Source organism: Paraplanobispora siamensis (assembly GCF_016863175.1).
Lineage (GTDB): Bacteria > Actinomycetota > Actinomycetes > Streptosporangiales > Streptosporangiaceae > Planobispora > Planobispora siamensis.
The window spans coordinates 78970-97929 of sequence record NZ_BOOJ01000009.1 but is presented as its reverse complement, the minus strand read 5'-3'; the positions used below and the strand labels follow the sequence as shown (position 1 = coordinate 97929).

The window sequence follows — 18960 nt, the reverse complement described above, 5'->3', positions numbered from 1 at the left end:
TCACCGAGCTCGGGCGAGGGAGACGCCTCACAGCTCATCCGTGGCGGGATGGCGAAGAGGCTGGTGGGAGTACCGTGGGGCAGGATCCTGTTCGCCCCCTGGAGTACCACTATGTTCTTCGGCATCACCGATATCTGGGCCTACGCCATCGGTGCGTTTCTGATCATCCTGCTGCCCGGGCCCAACTCGCTCTACGTCCTGGCCACCGCCGCACGGCACGGGGTGCGGCAGGGATACCTCGGGGCGGCGGGGGTGTTCGTCGGCGACACGGTCCTGATGGCGTTGTCGGCGGCCGGGGCCGCCTCGGTGCTGAAGACCACGCCGCTGCTGGCCGCCATGGTGAAGTACGCCGGAGGCGCCTACCTGGCCTGGATGGGCTTCCAGATGATCCGGGGGGCCTGGCGGGCGTGGCGGTCCCCGAAGACGGCCGCCGCGGCGGCGGAGGAGACGGTGGAGCCGGCCGCGAACCCGTTCCGCCGGGCGCTCATCATCAGCCTGCTCAACCCGAAGGCGATCCTGTTCTTCATCTCCTTCTTCGTCCTGTTCGTGGACCCCGGCTACAGCGCGCCCGCCCTGTCGTTCCTCATCCTGGGCACGATCCTGCAGATCTTCAGCATGCTCTATCTGAGCGCGCTGATCTTCGGTGGCACCTACCTGGCCGCGCAGTTCCGGCGGCGGCGCGTGCTGACGGCGACTTTCACCGCGGTTACAGGCGGGTTGTTCGTCGGCTTCGGCGCGAAGCTGGCCACCTCCACCATCGGCTGAGGCCCCGTCCCGATCGGGAAGGCTTTTCACCTCCCGTGACCTGGGCCACACGGTCAGGATGCCGAATTCCGCAGTGAGCACTCGGACGGGCCGGGTAGCGTGAACCGCCGGCGTACACCGAAGTAACCGTTCCGCAAGCGCGTCAACCTACCCTGGGCACGCCTGGACATCCCTCGCCTGGGTAGACGCGAATTGTCCAGTCATCCAGCGCCGGTCAGTCCACCGTCCCGTGGAGCGTCATGAGCCACCCGAACGTCGTCCTGCCCCGCCTGACCGTCCTCGCCCGGCAGGCGGTGCCCCGCCTGCTCGAAGCCGTCGTCGCCCCGCTCGCGGTCTTCTACGCCACGCTGGCCCTCCTGGGCGAGAACGGCGCGATGATCGCGGTGGCGACCTGGGTGTACGCGGGGATCGGCTGGCGGCTGGTCCGGCGGGTGCGGGTCCCGGCGACGATGTTCCTGGCCGCTCTGGCGATCACCCTGCGCACGCTGATCAGCATGTGGACCGGGAGCCCGGTGTTCTTCTTCCTCCAGCCGGAGCTGGGCACGATCTGCATCAGCATGGTCTTCCTGGCCTCGGTACGGCTGCGCCGCCCGCTGGTGCAGAAGCTGACCCTCGACTACATCCACCTGCCGTCCGCGGTGCTCAGGCACGAGCGGGTCCGCCGGTTCTTCGCCCGCATCACCCTGCTGTGGGCCTTCGTCCTGCTGGCCAACTCCACGGTGAGCATCTGGCTGCTGCTGCACCAGTCGATCGGCACCTACCTGCTGATCCGCACCTCGGCCGTCGCCGCGATCACCGGCCTGGCCGCGGCCGTCTCGATCTACGCCTTCCGCCGCGTCCTGGGCCGCCTGAACCACGAGCCCGCCCCCGCCGCGATCACCGCCTGAGCACGGGGCGCCTCTTCCCGGCGCGGGCCCGCGCCGATCAGAGCCTCTGCACCTCCCCGACCGCGGCGCAGAGCGTCTCCACCGCCTCCTCGGTCCACGGGCCGCCGGTGATCACCACCACGTGCTCGATCCCGAGCGCCGCGAGCGCGGCGCAGCGCCCGGTGAACGAATCCGCCGTCTCACCCGGCTGCAGCCGGGTGCTCAGCGTCTTGTCGATCGCGTCGTAGGGCCGGCCGATCTCCTCGCAGTGCCCGGCCAGGACGGCGAGCTTGTGCTTGACCGTCTGCCCGCCGTCGGGGACGTCGAAGAGGTTGCACGCGTCGGCGTAGCGCGCCGCCAGGCGCAGCGTCCGCCGCTCGCCCATCCCGCCGACCAGGATCGGCGGGCGCGGCCAGGACAGCGGGCGGGGGTTGCCGACCGGGCGTTCCAGCCGGTGGTGCCCGCCCTCGAAGGGGGTCTCGTCGCCCGCCCACATCTGGAGCGCCAGACGGAGCGTCTCCTCCAGCCGCTCGAACCGCTCGGCCACGGGCGGCAGGTCCAGCCCCATGGCCCGCGCCTCCTCCTCGTGGTACCCGGCGCCGAGCCCGAGCCAGGCGCGCCCGCCCGAGAGCACGTCGAGGGTGGTGACGGCCTTGATCAGCAGGGCGGGCGGGCGGTAGGTGACGCCGGTCACCATGGTGCCGAGCCGGGTCGTGCGCGTCTGCCCGGCCAGGAATCCCAGCACCGTGTACGCCTCGAGCATCTCCGCGTCGGGTGCGGCGCCGGGGTCGGCCTGGAGCAGGTGGTCGGAGACCCATACGGTGTCCAGGCCCGCCTCGTCGGCCGTGCGGGCCACCGCGCCGAGGCGGGCGGCCAGGTTCTCCGCGCCGCCCGGCCACGAGTAGTTCGTGATGTTCAGGCTCACCTTCATGGTCTTCACCCTTCCGTGCGCCCCGCCGCCCCGCATCCTCCGCGGGGCGGCCGGTGCCGTACAGCGCAGGGCGTACCCGGCGCAGGGGGCGCCTATCTCACCTCGCCCGCACATCACCCCGCACGCCGTCCCGCACATCACCCTGTACGCCGCCCCGCACGCCGCCCCGTACGTCGCCGGAGATCCGCCCCACCAGGATGAAGATCCCGGCCAGCCCGACGACCGCGCCGGTGAGCAGGGTGAACAGCCCGACCAGCCCGGTGACGCCCTGGCCGCCGCCGGGGTTCAGCGGGTTCGGGGTCAAGGTGACGACCATGCTCCACAGCGACCAGCCGAACATCCCGCCCGACCCGACCCAGGCCAGCGCCACCGGTATCCACAGCGGCCGGTCGGAGCGGCGCCGCACGACCGTCAGCAGACCGGTCACGGCGGCCGCGGCCAGGGCCGCGTTCACGCCGTCCTGCAGCCGGGCGCCGAACCTCCGCTGGGCGATCATCTCGGCGGTGAGGCCGTACTCCGCGCCGAGCGCCCACCCCAGGTCGATCACAACCAGGACCGCGGCGACGGCCACGGCGCCCCACGCCACGAAGGTCTGCAGCTCCCGCGCCGGGCCCGCCGCACCGGCCGCGCCTTCCGAGGTCCGGGCCTCGAACACCGCGGGCCAGCGGTGACGCGCGTGGTGCAGGAACCCGGCCGCCAGGCCGATCCCCTGGCAGATGAACCCGGCGTAGACGACGAGGTAGACCCATCCGGCCACCGGGGCGCCGGCCGGCACGACCGCGCCCTTCTCCAGCACGGCGGCCAGCGCGGTCAGCGGGGCCAGCAGGGGCAGCGGGGCCAGCAGGCCGATCCCGACCCACATGGGCAGCAGGACCAGCCCCGCCGGGATCCGGCGCCCCCACGGGCGCAGGAAGGCCAGCGCGATGAGCAGCGCCACCGCGTCCATGCCGAGGGTCAGGAGATTGAGCCCGAAGAAGCCGGCGTCCGAGGTCAGCCCCGAGTCGTTGAGGCCCAGCCGCCCTCCGGTCAGCCAGGTGACCTTCAAGGTGATGTAGGGCAGCGTGCCCGCGGCGGCCACCGCGACCGCCGTCACACGCAGAGCCCCCATCCGGGCGTCGCCGATCAGTTGAGTCATGCCCCGACTCTCGCCGCCCGCCCCTTCCCCCTCCTCCCGCCCCGAGGGGAACCCCCTCCCCCGCACGGGGGAGGAACCGCGCCGGGGCTCAGGACTCGGACGCCTCCGAGATTCGGGACTCGGAGGCCGCCGGGTCGACCAGGCCCGCCTCGTAGGCCAGGATGGCGGCCTGGACGCGGTTGCGGGCGCCGAGGCGGGTGAGGATCGCGCTCACGTGGGCCTTCACGGTGCCCTCGACCAGGTGCAGCCTGCGGGCGATCTGGGCGTTGGACAGCCCCGCGCCGACCAGGACGAGGACGTCGCGCTCGCGCGGGGTGAGGCCGCCGATCTGCTCGCGGGCGGCCGCCGTACGGCTCATCCGGCCGCCGGTCAGCTCGGTGATGACCCGGTGGGCGACCTTCGGGGACAGATAGGCGGCGCCCTCGGCGACGGCGCGGATCCCGGCCAGCAGCTCGCGCGGGTCACCGGTCTTGAGCAGGAACCCGCTCGCGCCCTCCCCCAGCGCGCGGGCGATGTACTCGTCCTCGCCGAACGTCGTCAGCATCACCACCCCGGTCTCCGGCGCGGCCCGGCGCAGCTCGGCGACCGCAGCCAGGCCGTCCAGCCGGGGCATGCGGATGTCGAGCAGGACGACGTCGGGGCGGTGGGCGAGCGTCAGATCGATCGCCTCCCGCCCGTCGCCCGCCTCGGCGACCACCTCGATCTCCGGGTCGGCGGCCAGGATGGCGCGGACCCCCGCGCGGATCATGGTCTCGTCGTCGGCCAGCAGCACCCGGATCATGTCACTCCGTTCGGCAGGACGTTCGGCAGGACGTTCGGCAGGGCGGGGATCGCGCCGCCCCCGCCGGGCGGTGAATGGATCATGCCACCCCGCCGGGTGAGACACGGTCCGCCGTGTTCTCGCCGCCCTCGCCGGAAGGCTCCGCCGGGGTTTCGCGGGCAGGTTCCGCCCGGGCCTCGTGGGAGGGCTCCGCCTCGTGGGAGGGCTCCGCCTCGTGGGAGGGCTCCGCCTCGTGGGAGGGCTCCGCCTCGTGGGGGAAGCGCGCCACGACCGTGAAGCCCTCCGGGCCGCGGGCGGCCTCGAAGGCGCCGCCGGCCAGCCGTACCCGCTCGCGCAACCCGATCAGGCCCAGACCGCCCCCGCGCGACCGGGCGGGCGGGGCGTCGGGGACGCGGTTGCGCACGGTCACCGTGACCTCCCCCGCCTCGACGGACGTCTCGACCGTCACCGGGGCGCCGGGGGCGTGCTTGGCGGCGTTGGTCAGCGCCTCCTGCACCACGCGGCAGGCCGTACGGTCCCGCAGATCGCCGTCCCCGCGCAGTTCCACCGCCAGGCCCGAGTCCCGCGCCCGATCCACGATCCCCGCGACGCTCTCCTGGAGCGGGGTCAGCGGGACCGCCTCCCCCTCACGCAGCACCCCGATGACCAGGCGCAGGCGCTCGGTGGTCTCACCGGCGGCGGCCCGCAGCTCCCCCGCCGCCCTGCGGTAGCGCTCGTCGAGGTCGGGCGCCATCTCCAGGGCGGCGGCCCGCAGCGCGATCAGGGCGAGGTCGTGGCCGATCGAGTCGTGCATGTCCTGGGCGATGCGGTTGCGCTCGCGGAGGCGGGCCTGGGCGGCCACGAGGTCCTGCTCGCGGACGCGGGACTCCGCGCGCTGGCGTACCACCAGCCCGACCGCCCACGGCAGGACCGCCCAGAGCAGCACGCCGGACAGGACCGAGGACCAGAACGCCGCCTCGGGCTTGGGCGCGGGGCCGAGGGAGACGGCCGCGGCCAGGACGGCGGTGACGCCCACGGTCGCGACGTAGGCCGCCCCGGCGAGCCGCATGCGGGGCATCCGGCGGCCGGCCTGGTAGCTGAGGACGACGACCGCGAGGGTGAACCCGTTCAGCGGTCCCAGCTTCACCGGCTCGGTGACCCACCCGAGCCGGGTGGTGGCCCAGCCCTCCTCGACGTTGAGCGACCCCATCGCCAGAACCGCCAGTGCGACGGCGAGCGGCGCCCGGCGGCGGGCGAGCACGGCCGCCGCCAGGAAGACCGCCCCCACCACGACCGTCCACGCCGGCCTCCAGCCGACGGCGGGTCCCAGCCACGCGGGGGCGGAGGGCACGATGAGCACCGGAACGCAAAGGATCGCCCAGAGCAGCAGATCTCTCCCGGCCCGGCGGACCGCCTTCTCCTTCATCGGCCCCCTCTCGCCCGTCACCCCGTGACGTTACAGGCGTCCTCACCCCGCCTTCCTCCGCCTCAGGGGGCAGGCCCACCCCCGACGAAGGTCAGGGGTGGGCGGAGCCGTTCGTGCGATGCCGGCGAACCTGCACAATCCATACGGTCAACCCATATGCAAGCGACATGACATCTACCACCCATACGGTCCACGTGACGGATCCCTGAGGGATCTCAGGGGTACGCCCCGCGGGCTAGGGGGTCTTCCCCGATGTCCCGGAGATCGCCGGGCCGTCAGCGTGCCATGAGAACCGTCCGAAACCCCTGGAGCCCGGATATGACCGATGCCATCCTCGACGCCGTCCAGCAGGCGATGTCCTCCCCCTGGATCTATCTGGCGCTGTTCGCGCTGGCGATGCTCGACGGCTTCTTCCCCATCGTCCCCGCCGAGACCTCCGTGATCACCGCGGGTGTGTTCGCGGCCTCCACCGGCGCCCCCGACGTGGCGCTGGTGATCGCGGTGGCGGCGCTGGGCGCGTTCGTCGGCGACCACATCTCCTACGCCATCGGCCGCACCACCAACGACAAGCTCCGCAACGGCAAGCGCAGCGCCAAGGCGTTCGCCTGGGCCGAGCAGGCGCTGGCCGAGCGGGGCGGGCTCGTCCTGGTGGTGGCCCGCTACATCCCCGGCGGCCGTACGGCGTGCACGCTGACCATGGGCGCGGTCGCCTACCGCCGCCGCTCCTTCGCCTTCTTCGACGCGATCGCCGCCTCCTCCTGGGCCGTCTACTCGGTCCTGATCGGCTACGTGGGCGGGGCCGCCTTCGAGCACGACCCGTTCAAGGGCCTGCTGCTGGGTCTGGGCATCGCCGTGACGATCACGGTGATCGTCGAGGTCGTCCGGTACGTGCGCCACCGCCGCACCGCCCCCGTTCCGGCCCCGGCCCCGGAGGCCGAGCCCGCCTACGCCGCCGACTGACCCGGCCGGGCCGGGCTCCCCCGCAAGGCCCGGCCCTCCGAAGGCCGCCGAGAACCACCGAGAACCACCGAGCACCACCGCTCCTCCCGGCATCCCGCCGACGATCGCCGCCCCGCGCCCCGGCCCCCGTCAAGGGGGCTTCCCCTACCCGGCTCTCAGGGATCTCCCGCCGAACTCAGGGCGATCCCCGATGGTTGCGGACTTCCCCGGCGCGGGACGCTGCCACTGGTCCCCCGGAAGACCCCCTCCGGACGCCTCGACGAGGTGTTGCGGCCATCTCGCCATGTCTTGATCGGCTCTGGGAGGAGTGCGCATGACCGTGCTTGCGGCCGGACTGGCCCTGCTGGGCTCGCTGTTCTTCGCGGCCGGCGCCGCCCTGCAGCAGTTCGAGGCTGCGGGCGCGGCCGGTCCCAACCTGCGCCGGCTGCTGCGGCGGCCCCGGTGGCTGCTCGGCGGCCTGGCGATCGGCGCGGGCACGGCCCTGCACATCGTCGCGCTCAAGTACGGCCCGCTCACGGTGGTCCAGCCGATGGGCGTGGCCAGCCTCCTGTTCGCCCTCCCGTGCGCCGCCGCCCTGCAACGCCGCAGGCCGCAGCCCGGCGAACTGGCCGCCGCCGCCGTGATCGCCATCGGGCTCATGGGCTTGGTGCTGGTCATACCGGAGCACTCCGACCCGCCGTATCTCGGCACCGGGGAGGCGGTGGCCCTGCTCGCGGGGGCGGCCGCCGTCTCCCTCCTCCTGTGGACCGCCGCCCTGGGCCGCGCCCCCGCCGCGCGGGCGGTGCTGCTGGCCACGGGGGCGGGCGTGCTGTACGGCGCCACCGCCACCCTCGCCCGCGTCCTGGTCGACGGCAACCGGGAGCTGTGGCTCCTGCTGGCCGCTCCGCTGCCCGCCCTGGTCGCGCTGGGACTGTTGCAGCGCGCCTACGCCGCCGGCCGCTTCGGCCCGGCCTTCGCCGCCCTTCAGGTGGCCGACCCGCTCACCGCGGTGGTCCTCGGAGCGCTGCTGCTCGGCGAGCCGCTGCCCACGGGACCGGCGAGCACCCTCACCGCCCTGGCCGCGGCGGCCCTGACCGCCGCCGGGACCCTCGCGCTCGCCCGCACCACTCCGATGTCGCCCGCACACGCCCCGACAGCCCGATGAACGGAGCCTCCCCCATGGTCACCTCAGCCGTCTCAGCCGCCTCCACCGCGACCACAGCCACGACCCCGTCCCCCGCTCCCGCGCTCCGGCCGATCCCCGTACGGCCGCGCCGGGTCCTGATCGGGACCGACACCTACCCGCCGGACGTGAACGGCGCGGCCTACTTCACCCACCGGCTCGCCACCGGCCTGGCCGCGCGGGGCAACGAGGTCCACGTGGTGTGCGCCTCGGACGAGGGCCCGGCCAGGACCGAGCACGTCGACGGGGTGACCGTGCACCGGCTGCGCTCCGCGCCGCTGCTGGTGCACCCGACCATGCGGGTCAGCCTGCCCACCCGGCTCGACCGGCTGGTCGACTCCATCGCTCCGGACGTGGTCCACGTGCAGGGGCACTTCGTGGTCGGCCGCGCGGCGATCGCCGCGGCCCGGCGCGGGGGCGTGCCGGTGGTCGCGACCAACCACTTCATGCCCGACAACCTCTTCCAGTTCGCGCACATCCCCGGGTCGCTCCGCGAGCGCGCGGGCGCCCTCGCCTGGCGCGACTTCAACCGGGTCTTCTCCCGCGCCGACCGGATCACCACGCCGACCCCGATCGCGGCCGGGCTGCTCGACCGCAAGGGCTTCGCGAGCCCGGTCGAGCCGATCTCGTGCGGCATCGACCTGGCGCGCTTCCACCCGCGCGCCGAGCCCCGCAGGTGGGCGCGCGAGGCGTTCGGCCTGCCGGACCGCGACACCGTGCTGTTCGTGGGGCGCCTGGACGAGGAGAAACGCCTGGATGAGCTCATCCGCGCGATGCCGTACATCCTCAGCGGCGACGACGTCCAGCTCGCGCTGGTGGGCACCGGCGGGCAGCGGGAGGCGCTGGAGAGGCTGGCGCGGCGCATCGGGGTCGGCGACCACGTGAGCTTCCTGGGGTTCGTCCCCGACGGGATGCTCCCCCAGGCCTACGCCGCCGCCGACGTCTTCGCCATGCCCGGTGTCGCGGAGCTGCAGAGCATCGCCACCCTGGAGGCCATGGCCACCGGCCTGCCGGTGGTGGCCGCCGACGCGATGGCCCTGCCCCACCTGGTGCGCCCGGGCGAGAACGGGTGGCTGTTCACCCCCGGCGACGTCAGGGAGCTGGGCCGGCACCTGACCGCGCTGCTCGGTTCGCCCGGTCAGCGCACCGTGATGGGCGCGGCGAGCCGGGCCATCGCGCTGACCCACGACCACCGGGCCTCCCTGGCCCGCTTCGAGGAGATCTACCGGGAGGTGGCCCGATGAGAGCCGTTCCGGCCTGGCGCCCGCTCGCCATGGGCGGGGCCGTGCTCGCCCTGGTCGCGATGGTGTACGCGCACCTGGCCGCCGGGGGCGCCGTGGACCCGATGAACGAGCTGATCAGCGACTACGCGCTGCTCGACGGCACCGCCTGGGCACTGGTCCTGGGCACCCTCGCGCTGGCCTCGGGGTGCCTGTGGACCGCGTACGGCCTGACCGGGACGGACCCGGCGGGCAGCGCGGCGGCCCGGGTGCTGCTCGTGGCCGGGGCGCTCGGCCTGCTGCTGACCGCCTCGTTCCCCACCGACGCCGCCCCCGACGTCGTCTCGATCACCGGGGAGATCCACCGCTGGTCGGCGGCCGTGGTGTTCACTGCGCTGCCGTGCGCGGGCTGGATGCTCGCCCGCCGCTCCCGCGACACCGCGCTGCTGACGGTCAGCGCGGCGTCGGTGGTGCTGCTGGCCGCCTTCCTAGCAGCACACCCCGGCTCGCTGACCGCCGACCTGATCGGCGGCGCCGCCTACTACGGACTCGTCGAGCGCCTGCTGATGCTCGCCGAGATCGCCCTGGTCTTGCTGGCCGCCCGCGGCGCGGGCCGCAAGGACCGTCAGAGCGTGGTCCGCCCCCTCCTCCAGCGACCGGCCCTGTCCGGCGAGCTCGGCCAGGATGTGGCGATCCCGGTCCAGCCGGGCCCGGGCGACCGCGAGCGCCGCCGCCAGCCGATCGGCCTCGGCTCCGTATGAATCGCCCGGTGCCGCTCGCCGCAGCGTCGCGGCGAGCGTCACCGCGGCCTCGTCCATGCCGGTGCGGGCGAACAGCACGACGAGGTTGCGCAGCGCGGTCGCGGTCAGCGTGCGGTTTCCCACCCGGCGCCAGTGGGCGATCGTCTCCCTGAACAGCTCCAGGGCGGGCTCGGGCGGGCCGTGCCGCCCGCGCAGCGCGACGGTCGAGGTGAGCACCAGACCGGCGATGAACCGGTTGCCGACCTCCTCGCACAGTGTCCGCGCCACCGCCAGCGACGCCTCGGCGGCGGCCGGGTCGACATCGGCCAGGACCTCGCCCTCGGCGAAGCGGGCGAAGGCGATCATGCTGGGGTTGCGCGACTCCAGCGCCAGCTCGACCGCCCGGCGGGCGTCCTGCAGCCCGGCGGCCGGGTCGCCGGAGTAGCAGTGGACGAGCGCCTGGTTGGCCACGCCCAGCGCCCGGATGGCCAGACCCTCGGCGATCTCCTCCAGCGCCCGGTAGGTGCCGAGCGCGGCGTCGAGGTCACCGCTGACGAGGGCGACGTCCCCGAGCGCCTCCACCGCCGCCGCCACGTCCTCCCGCTGGACCGGCCCTCCTGCCGCGCCGTCCGGAATCCCCGCGGTTCCGAGGAGGGCCAGCCGTGCCTCCGGGGACAGGGCCGCGGCCACCAGAGCGACGCTCCGGCGGGCGAAGGCGGCGGCCTCGCCCAGGCGGCCCTCGCTCCAGGCCGTGAAGGCGGCCACGCCGTAGACCGCCGTGAGCCTCGGATGCCCGGCCGGGTTCAGGGGGCCGTCGACCGCGGTGACCGTGGCCTCGCCCCAGGCCATCACGTCGCCCCGGCCGCGCCAGTAGCCGTAGCGTGCCAGCGCCGCGGCGAGGCGGACCATCAGGTCGTGCTCCCCCTCCCGGCACGACCACGTCCAGGCCAGGCGCATGTCGGGCAGCCACGTCTCCAGGGTCCGCATCCACCGCCCCTCGTCCGGCCCGCGCATCCCCTCCTCGGCCTCCTCGGCCAGCGCGGTCATCACCGTGGCGTGCCGGTGCCGCAGCCGCCGCAGCTCCTGCCCGTCCAGGCGGCACAGGGCGTAGGCGCGCAGCGTCTCCAGCATCCGGTAGCGGCCGACCCCCGCGTGGCCGGGCCGGGTCAGCATCGAGCGCTCCGCGAGCCGGGCCACCAGGTCGGCGGTCCCCGGCCCGGCGACGGCCTCGGCGGCGGTCCCCGGCCCGGCGACGGCCTCGGCGGCGGTCAGGTCGAAGGTGCCCGCGAAGACCGCCAGCCGCAGGAAGGTGCGCTGCTCCGGTTCGGAGAGCATGTCGTACGACCAGTCGATCATCGTCTCCAGCGCGCCGTGCCGGCCCACCGGGCGGGTGCGCCGCAGCAGGGCGAAGCGCTCGTCCAGCCGGTCGGCGAGGTCGTCGACGGTGAGCGAGCCGATCCTGGCCGCGGCGAGCTCCACGGCCAGCGGCAGGCCGTCCAGCGCCCGGCAGATCTCGGCGATCCGCTCCCGCTGCCCGGCGCCGACGGCGAAGCCGGGCAGCGGGACCCGGGCCCCGAACAGCTCGACCGCGTGGTCTCGCCCGAGCGGGGGGACGTCCATGACGTGCTCCCCCGCGGCTCCCAGCGGTTCGCGGCTGGTCGCCAGCGCGGTCACCCCCGGCATGCGGTCCACCAGGCACGGTACGGCCGGCAGCAGGTGCTCGCAGTTGTCCAGCACCAGCAGCCCGCGCGCCGAGCCCGCCCATTCGCCGAGCGCGTCCTCGACCGCCGCGCCCGGCTCGGCCTCCAGCCCGACGGCGGCGGCCACCGTGTGGGCCAGCGCCCGGGGGTCCTGCAGCGCGGCGAGGTCCACCCAGAAGACCTCCTCGGCGTGGTCGTCGGCCACACACTGGGCGAGCCGGGTCTTCCCGACGCCGCCGGGGCCCACGAGCGTGACGAGGCGGCCGGGGACCAGCGCCTCGCGGATCGCCGCGAGCTCGGTCTCGCGGCCGATGAGGGAGCCCGGACGGGTCCGCGGCCGGCGGCTGCGCCGTACGGGAGGCCGTGCCTGGACAGGCGGGTCGGGACGCAGCTCCCCGCGCAGGACGCGCCCGTGCAGGTCGCACAGGTCGGCGGAGGGGTCCAGGCCCAGCTCGTCGCGGAGCGCGTCGCGGTGACGGGTGTAGGCGGCCAGCGCGTCGGGGGTCCGGCCGGTCCGCGCGAGCGCGGTGACCAGGAGCGCGACGGCGCGCTCACGCCACGGGTGGGCCACGGCCAGCGCGTCGAGGTCCAGCGCGGCCGTGGCCGCGTCGCCCAGGGCGAGCAGCGCGGCGGCGCGTTCCTCCCTGGCGCTCAGCCGCAGCTCCTCCAGGCGGGCGGCCTCGGCCCTGGCGAAGTCGAATCCCGCCAGGGCGGGCCCCCGCCACAGCCCCAGCGCCTCCTCCAGCAGGCCCAGCCTGCCCCCCGGATCGGCGGTGCGCCCCGCGCGGGCCACCAGTTCGGCGAAGCGCTCGGCGTCCACGCTCCCGGCCGGGACGTCGAGCAGGTATCCGGGCGGACGCGTCAGCACGAGCCCGTCCCCGCCGAGGAACTGGCGCAGCCGCGTCACGCAGGTCTGCAACGTGTTGCGGGCGTCGCGCGGCAGCCGGTCGCCGAAGACCTCGTCCACCAGCTGCTCGAAGGGCACCACGCGGCCCCGCCGCAACAGCAGGCCGGTCAGCAGGGTGCGCTGCCGGTCACCGGTCACCTCGACGGGCGCGCCGTCCCGCCGGACCTCCAGCGGGCCCAGGATCATGAACTCCACGCCCTCACGATCGCGGCCGGCCGGCGCGATGACCACGCACTAATACGGGTTCGGGCGTTCGAGGACAGTCTCCTGGGGACGGCCACAAGTGGGAACACCACAAACCTGGCGCCAATTAATAGGGCCAATCACACTTACGGCTGGAGCTCCTACCTACGTTAACGTAGGTTACGGTTCCGTAGTCTGCGAGGGAGAACCTATGCGCGAGTTCAGTCAGACCGAGTTGCTGCATGAGCTTGAGCCCGTCGTGGCCCGCGAGCTGGACCGGCACCTCAAAGTCGCCAAGGAGTGGTTCCCGCACGAGTACGTCCCGTGGTCCGAGGGACGGGACTACGACGGCGTGTTCGGCGGCGAGGCCTGGTCCGAGACTGACTCGACGATCCCCGAGGAGGCGCGCGTCTCCCTCATCGTCAACCTCCTGACCGAGGACAACCTGCCGAGCTACCACCACGAGATCGCCACCACCTTCGGCCGCGACGCGGCGTGGGGCACGTGGGTCCACCGCTGGACGGCAGAGGAGGGCCGGCACGGCACCGCCATCCGCGACTATCTGACGGTCACCCGGGCGGTCGACCCGGTGGCACTGGAGCGGGCCCGGATGACGCACATGGAGGAGGGCTTCAGCAACTCCTACGACGGCGTCCTGCACTCGCTGGCCTACGTCTCCTTCCAGGAGCTGGCCACCCGCATCTCCCACCGCAACACCGGCAGGGCCTCCGGCGACCCGAACTGCGAGCGCCTGCTCGCCAAGATCGCGGCCGACGAGAACCTGCACATGCTCTTCTACCGCAACCTGCTCAACGCGGCCTTCGAGCTCACCCCGAGCCAGACCATGCGGGCCGTGACCGACGTGGTCACCACCTTCCAGATGCCGGGCACCGGCATCGAGGGCTTCACCCGCAAGGCCATGATCATCGCCAACGCCGGGATCTACGACCTGCGCCTGCACCTCGACGACGTGCTCATGCCGGTGCTGCGCCAGTGGGCCGTCTTCGACCTGAAGGACCTCGACGCCGACGGCGAGAAGGCCCGCGAGGAGCTGGCCGAGTTCCTGGCCCGCACTGAGGCCACCGCCTCCCGGTTCGTCGAGCGCCGTGAGGCCCGCCGCGCCGCCCAGGCCGCCCGCGTCTGACCCTTCCGCGTCCGGGCCTGACCCTTCCGCGTCCGGGCCCGAGCCCGATGGCCCGGACTCGGCGACCGGCTGCGGATGTGAGCAGCTGAAGGTGTGAGCAGCTGAAGGTGTGATCGGCTCCGGCCGGGTTCAGGCCGCCGACGTCGTGACCGGCTCGCGGTCGCGGGAGACGCCTGCCGCGGGGCGCAGGCTGCGCAGGAAGGTCAGCACCAGCAGCGCGGCCAGGCCGGTGCTCACCGGCGGGACGAGGAAGGCGAAGGTGGAGCCGAAGCGGTCCACGAGCTGGCCGGCGACCGCCGCGCCGGTGGCGATACCCAGGCCGATCGCGCCGTTCAGCAGGGTGAACGCCTCGGTCCTGACCTCGGCCGCGACGAGCCGCTCGACGAGGGTGTAGCCGGTGATCACCGCCGGGGCGATCACGAGCCCGGCCATGGCCGCGGCGCCGTACAGCAGGGGGATCGACCCGGCGAAGCTCAGGGCGACCGTCGCGGCGGACAGCAGCGCGACGGCGCCCGCCAGCCGGTTGGCCACGCCCGCCCGCCAGCGCACGACGCCGTAGACGATGCCGCCGACGAAGCTGGCGCCGGAGAACGCGGCGTAGACCGGCCCGGCCGCGCCGGCCTGGCCGAGGGCCGCGGTGGTCGAGGTGATGCCGACCTGGAGGCTGCCGAAGACCGTGCCGAGCGCGACGAAGGCGGCCGCGAGCACGGCCACCCCGCGCAGCCGCAGCACGCCGCCCTGGGAGCGGACCAGGACCGGCATCGGCTCGGGGGCGCCCTCGCGGACCGCCGCGAACATCACCGTTCCGGCCACGACCATGACCAGCGCCACCGACAGCGCCCAGACCGGCGAGAACCCGGTCGAGACCGCCACCAGCAGCACCGGGGCGAGGGTGAAGGTCAGCTCGTCGGTGATCGACTCCAGGGCGAAGGCCGTTCCCAGCCGCTCCGACCGGCCCAGCAGGTGCGCCCAGCGGGCCCGGACCATCGACCCCACCTGCGGCATCGAGCCGCCGGCCAGCGCCGAGACGACCACCAGCAGGGGGACGGAGGCATGGGCCGAGGCGAGCGCCAGCAGGGCGCCCAGCGCGACGGCGTGCACGGCGGCCTGGGGCAGCAGGACCTTCGCCTGTCCGTAACGGTCGGCCAGGCGCCCGGTCTGCGGGCCCACCAGCGCCTGTGTGACGGCCGCCGCCGCGGAGGCGACGCCCGCGGCGCCGTACGACCCGGTGGACCAGTGCACGAGCAGCAGGATGCCGAGCTGCAACATGGCGTACGGCAGGCGGGCCAGGAAGGCGGGGGCCAGGAAGCGCCAGGCTCCCGGGGAGCCGAGCACGGCGAGATAGGACTTCATCGGGGTCTCCGTCCGAGTCCAGACGGAGCGCCGCCCGGTCCGGGAGCGCACCGTCATGGTGGGCTTCGACCGGGGTAGATACCGCTTATAGCGGCCGCCTTGCGGTCATTGCATGCATCCGTTCAGAACGCACCAATGCGCCATCTTATGCCACTAATCGGACTCAGCTTTACTCCTGCCCCTGGTGTCCCCGACTGCGCTCAGCCCGGAGCGGGGGTCATCACCGGGCCGACGGCGCGGAAGACGATCGCGAAGGACCCCCGGTCCGTGTCGGCCTGGTAGGCGTAGCAGCCGGGAGCCCGCACCCGGGTGGCGGACGGGTGGTCCCGCCAGCCGCCGGGCGCGGCGTCCCGCTCCGGGTCGAGCACGAGCTCCCGCACGACGGGATCGTCGAACCCGACCTCGCCCGGGCTGTCGAGCCGCCGGCCGCGGACCAGGACGGGGGTGGTCACCGCCGGGTCGACCGCCCACATCACCTTCTGCCAGCCCCAGTCCCAGTCCCCCCAGCCCTGGCCGGACTCGGGGACCGAATACCGCAGGACTCCTCCCGGGTCCAGTCCCACCGGCCCGACCGGCCCCCCGCCCAGGACCGGCCCGAACGCCGGATCCGGGCTCCTGCTCTCCGTGGTGACCGGGCACGGCTCCCCCGGCCGGAGCGGCGCGGTCACCCAGGGACGGCGCAGCCGCGCCAGGGGGTCCGATGCGGCCGCGGAGCCGGAGGCCTGCACCGGTCCTGCGGTCACCTGTTCAGCGGGGCCGGGACCGGCCGCGCAGGCGGACGCCGCGAAGGCCAGCACGGCGACGGCGAAGATCAGTCTCGATGCCACAACCCCTGTACACCCGAGATCGGCGGAAGGTTCCCGCCCCCGCCGGGCTCGCGCCGTACAGGGGCGCCGGGAACCTCCGCACACCGTCTCGCCGTACCGGCGCCGGTGGAAGCGCGACAGCAGGCGAGGCCGGAAAGCCGGTCCTCCGCGCCGGTGCGGGGCCAGGATTTCGCGAGGCCGGGGAAACAGCAGGTGAGACCGGAAAGCCGACCCTCCATGACGGTGGAGGCGGTCAGGCCTTCATGAGGTCGGAACGGTTGACCCTCTTTGCCGGTGGGGGTCAGGTCTTCGTGGGGTCGGGGAAGGGGACGGAGGGGTCGGCGAGGCGGGCGCGGTCGACGGGGGAACCGCTGCGGATCAGCTCCTGTACCGGGGTGATGCCCTCGTCCCAGCGGTTGACGTGCATGCCGGCCACGACCCGGCCGCCGGACAGCCAGAAGGCGTGGAACTCCTGTCCCTCCAGGTCTCCGCGGACGACGACCTCGTCGTATCCGCCCGGGGCGAACCAGCCGGAGAACTCCATGCCGACGTCGTACTGGTCGGTGAAGAAGTACGGTGCCCGGTCGTAGACGACCTCCCGGCCGAGCATGGACCTGGCCGCCGCCGGTCCGCCGTTGAGCGCGTTGGCCCAGTGCTCCGCCCGGATCCGCTCGCCGTACAGCGGGTTGAACGCGTTGGCCACGTCGCCGGCGGCGTAGATGTCGGGGTCGTCGGTGCGCAGGGCCTGGTCGACCAGGATCCCGTTGTCCACGGGCAGGCCCGCCTGCCGGGCGAGCTCGTCGTTGGGCCGCACGCCGACGCCCACGATCACCATGTCGGCCCGGATCTCGTCACCGGCGTCGGTGACCACCGCCTCGACCCGGCCGTCACCGGCGAAGCCGGTCACCCCCGTGCCGAGCCGCAGCCCCGTGCCGTGCCGCCGGTGCACGCCCGCGAAGAAGGCGCCCATCTCCGGGCCGAGCGCGGCCTCCAGCGGGATGGGCCGCGGCTCGACGACCGTCACCTCGCAGTCGTACTCCCGCGCGGCGGCGGCGGTCTCCAGCCCGATCCATCCGGCCCCCACCACGACCACCGCCCTGTCGCCGCCGCGCAGGGCCTCGCGCAGCCGTTCGGAGTCCCCGACGGTGCGCAGGTAGTGCACGCCCTCCAGGTCCGCGCCAGGCACGTCGAGACGGCGCGGGGACGAGCCTGTGGCGATCAGCAGCTTGCCGTAGCCGATCCGCCGGCCGTCCTGGAGCTCGACCTCGTAACGGCCCCGGTCGAGGCCGGTGACCGTCTGGCCCGGCAGCAGCTCCACGGAGTTGTCGCGGTACCAGCCCTCGTCGTGGACGTGGATCGCGGCCCTGTCCTCCTTGCCGAGGAGGTAGCCCTTCGACAGCGGGGGCCGCTCGTAGGGGCGTTCGGGCTCGGCACCGATCAGCGTGACGCCGCCCTCGAACCCCTCCTCCCGCAGGGTCTGCGCGGCCTTCGCTCCGGCGAGGCCCGCTCCGACGATGACGAACGTCTGCTCGGTGGCCATGGGACTGTCTCCCGTCCGTTGGGATGCCGATGTCGTCCCCGTATCCCCTCAGTATGAGGAGCGCGAGCGCCGGGCGGGAGCGTATCGGGAGGCCAGCAGGGCCAGCGCCACCGCGCCGGCGAGGAGGCCGAAGTCGCGCAGGGCGACGTCGTGGAAACCGGGCCCGGTCAGCAGGTTGACGATGATCCCGGCCAGCCAGGCGGCGACGAGCCAGCCGCCGAACCCGGGGACCACCGCCACCGTGATCCCGGCGACGATCTCGACGACGCCGACGGCGTACATGGCCTGCTCGGCGGTGCCGGGGACGATGTCGTCGATCCAGGGGGCCAGGTACTCCGTCCAGTCGGTGAGCAGGCCGAAGAACTTGTCGAGGCCGAACAGGATCGGCGCCGCGGTGAACACCACGCGCAGCAGCAGGAAGGCCCGGTAGCCGGGGTCGGACATGGTGGCGCGGTTCGCGGAACCGGTGGCCGAGGTGTCGGAGCTCATGGCGCCCCTCCTTCTAAAAACAGGATTCGCTTCAGCTAGAACGCTAGACCTCGTCCCCAATTTCGTCAATGAGTGTTGTCTATAGAATGGAGGCATGGAGGATCCCGCACAGCAGATCGCGCAGGGGCACGAACGGCGCAGGGCCGCCCGGATCTCCGCCGTCGCCGCGCTCGACGAGCCGACGCGGCGCCAGGTGTACGACCTCGTCGCGGCGAGTCCCGAGCCGATGAGCCGCGACGAGGTGGCCGAGGCCCTGGACCTGCCCCGCACCACCGCCGCCTTCCACCTGGAGCGGCTCGCGGCGTGCGCGCTGCTCGACGTCGTCTTCGAGCGGCGCACCGGCCGCAGCGGACCGGGCGCCGGCAGACCGGCCAAGCTCTACCGGCGGGCGGCGTGCGACGTCGAGGTCTCCGTACCGGAGCGCCGCTACGACCTGGCGGGGCGGCTGCTGGCCGGAGCCGTGCAGGAGGCCGAACGCTCGGGCGAGTCACCCCGTGCCGTCCTGGACCGGCACGCTCTCCGGCTGGGCCGGGAGCTCGGCCGGGAACGCGAGGAGCGCAAGGAAGTCGAGCGGGCGACGCGCGCCGCCGACGGCCCGGAGGCCGTGCTGGAGGTCCTGGAAGCGCACGGCTACGAGCCCGGCGCCGAGGACGGCGAGATCGTGCTGCGCAACTGCCCCTTCCACGTCCTGGCCAGGGAGCACACGGAGCTGGTGTGCGGGATGAACCTGCACCTGCTCGACGGGCTCCTGCAGGGCCTGGGCGCCGACGGCCTGACCGCGCGCCTCGCCCCCGCCCCGGGCCTGTGCTGCGTACGCCTGCGCCCCACCGCCTGACGCGACCCGTCCCGTGACGCGATCCACACCCCTTCCCG

General features: G+C 73.9%; 16 protein-coding genes and 1 pseudogene. 8 read left to right on the top strand and 9 right to left on the bottom strand.

Going from position 1 to position 18960, the window contains the following annotated elements; all coding sequences use genetic code 11:
• The first annotated feature begins 111 nt into the window (after positions 1–111).
• The gene (leuE, locus tag Psi01_RS04530) at positions 112–765 is read left to right on the top strand and encodes a leucine efflux protein LeuE (RefSeq protein WP_204062648.1); all 654 of its coding nucleotides are present in this window, start codon (positions 112–114) and stop codon (positions 763–765) included.
• Positions 766–1004: 239 nt separating this feature from the next.
• Positions 1005–1652: a VC0807 family protein gene (locus tag Psi01_RS04525; RefSeq protein ID WP_204062647.1), complete on the top strand. Its 648-nt coding sequence runs from the start codon at positions 1005–1007 to the stop codon at positions 1650–1652.
• A 37-nt stretch (positions 1653–1689) separates the two neighbouring features.
• Here Psi01_RS04525 and Psi01_RS04520 read toward each other — a convergent pair whose 3' ends face one another.
• The 4 genes from Psi01_RS04520 to Psi01_RS04505 form a co-directional block, all read right to left on the bottom strand.
• On the bottom strand, positions 1690–2562 hold the full coding sequence (locus tag Psi01_RS04520) for an LLM class F420-dependent oxidoreductase (protein ID WP_204062646.1): 873 nt from the start codon (positions 2560–2562) through the stop codon (positions 1690–1692).
• Positions 2563–2659: 97 nt separating this feature from the next.
• Complete coding sequence (locus Psi01_RS04515; RefSeq protein ID WP_204062645.1) at positions 2660–3697, bottom strand: hypothetical protein; 1038 nt, start codon at positions 3695–3697, stop codon at positions 2660–2662.
• Between the two features lie 88 nt (positions 3698–3785).
• On the bottom strand, positions 3786–4478 hold the full coding sequence (locus Psi01_RS04510) for a response regulator (RefSeq protein WP_204062644.1): 693 nt from the start codon (positions 4476–4478) through the stop codon (positions 3786–3788).
• 79 nt (positions 4479–4557) lie between these two features.
• A complete protein-coding gene (locus Psi01_RS04505) occupies positions 4558–5904 on the bottom strand; it encodes a histidine kinase (protein WP_204062643.1) in 1347 nt (448 codons plus the stop codon).
• A gap of 297 nt (positions 5905–6201) precedes the next feature.
• On the opposite strand from Psi01_RS04505, the gene Psi01_RS04500 reads away from it, so the two are divergent.
• From Psi01_RS04500 to Psi01_RS43135, 4 genes are all read left to right on the top strand, one after another.
• Entirely contained in the window at positions 6202–6843 is a 642-nt protein-coding gene (locus Psi01_RS04500; RefSeq protein WP_204062642.1) for a DedA family protein, read from the top strand.
• A gap of 313 nt (positions 6844–7156) precedes the next feature.
• Positions 7157–7987 (top strand): DMT family transporter, encoded by an 831-nt coding sequence (locus tag Psi01_RS04495; RefSeq protein ID WP_204062641.1) that lies wholly within the window; start codon positions 7157–7159, stop codon positions 7985–7987.
• 14 nt (positions 7988–8001) lie between these two features.
• Positions 8002–9249 (top strand): glycosyltransferase, encoded by a 1248-nt coding sequence (locus Psi01_RS04490; protein ID WP_204062640.1) that lies wholly within the window; start codon positions 8002–8004, stop codon positions 9247–9249.
• The gene (locus Psi01_RS43135; RefSeq protein ID WP_239127073.1) at positions 9246–9986 is read left to right on the top strand and encodes a DUF998 domain-containing protein; all 741 of its coding nucleotides are present in this window, start codon (positions 9246–9248) and stop codon (positions 9984–9986) included. Before Psi01_RS04490 ends, Psi01_RS43135 begins: the two co-directional genes overlap by 4 nt.
• Before the next feature lie 1086 nt (positions 9987–11072).
• Here the strand turns inward: Psi01_RS43135 and Psi01_RS43130 are convergent.
• Positions 11073–12758 (bottom strand): annotated as a pseudogene (locus Psi01_RS43130) (AfsR/SARP family transcriptional regulator); the annotation flags it as partial.
• 208 nt (positions 12759–12966) lie between these two features.
• Here Psi01_RS43130 and Psi01_RS04480 point away from each other — a divergent pair.
• Positions 12967–13899, top strand: coding sequence for an acyl-ACP desaturase (locus Psi01_RS04480; protein WP_204062638.1), 933 nt, complete (start codon positions 12967–12969; stop codon positions 13897–13899).
• Positions 13900–14028: 129 nt separating this feature from the next.
• Here Psi01_RS04480 and Psi01_RS04475 read toward each other — a convergent pair whose 3' ends face one another.
• From Psi01_RS04475 to Psi01_RS04460, 4 genes are all read right to left on the bottom strand, one after another.
• Positions 14029–15252: an MFS transporter gene (locus tag Psi01_RS04475; protein WP_204062637.1), complete on the bottom strand. Its 1224-nt coding sequence runs from the start codon at positions 15250–15252 to the stop codon at positions 14029–14031.
• A gap of 200 nt (positions 15253–15452) precedes the next feature.
• A complete protein-coding gene (locus tag Psi01_RS04470; RefSeq protein WP_204062636.1) occupies positions 15453–16079 on the bottom strand; it encodes a hypothetical protein in 627 nt (208 codons plus the stop codon).
• Between the two features lie 280 nt (positions 16080–16359).
• Entirely contained in the window at positions 16360–17598 is a 1239-nt protein-coding gene (locus tag Psi01_RS04465; RefSeq protein ID WP_204062635.1) for an NAD(P)/FAD-dependent oxidoreductase, read from the bottom strand.
• Positions 17599–17646: 48 nt separating this feature from the next.
• On the bottom strand, positions 17647–18087 hold the full coding sequence (locus tag Psi01_RS04460) for a DoxX family membrane protein (protein ID WP_204062634.1): 441 nt from the start codon (positions 18085–18087) through the stop codon (positions 17647–17649).
• A gap of 94 nt (positions 18088–18181) precedes the next feature.
• Between Psi01_RS04460 and Psi01_RS04455 the strand changes: the two genes are divergently transcribed.
• Complete coding sequence (locus Psi01_RS04455) at positions 18182–18922, top strand: helix-turn-helix transcriptional regulator (protein ID WP_204062633.1); 741 nt, start codon at positions 18182–18184, stop codon at positions 18920–18922.
• Positions 18923–18960: the final 38 nt, after the last annotated feature.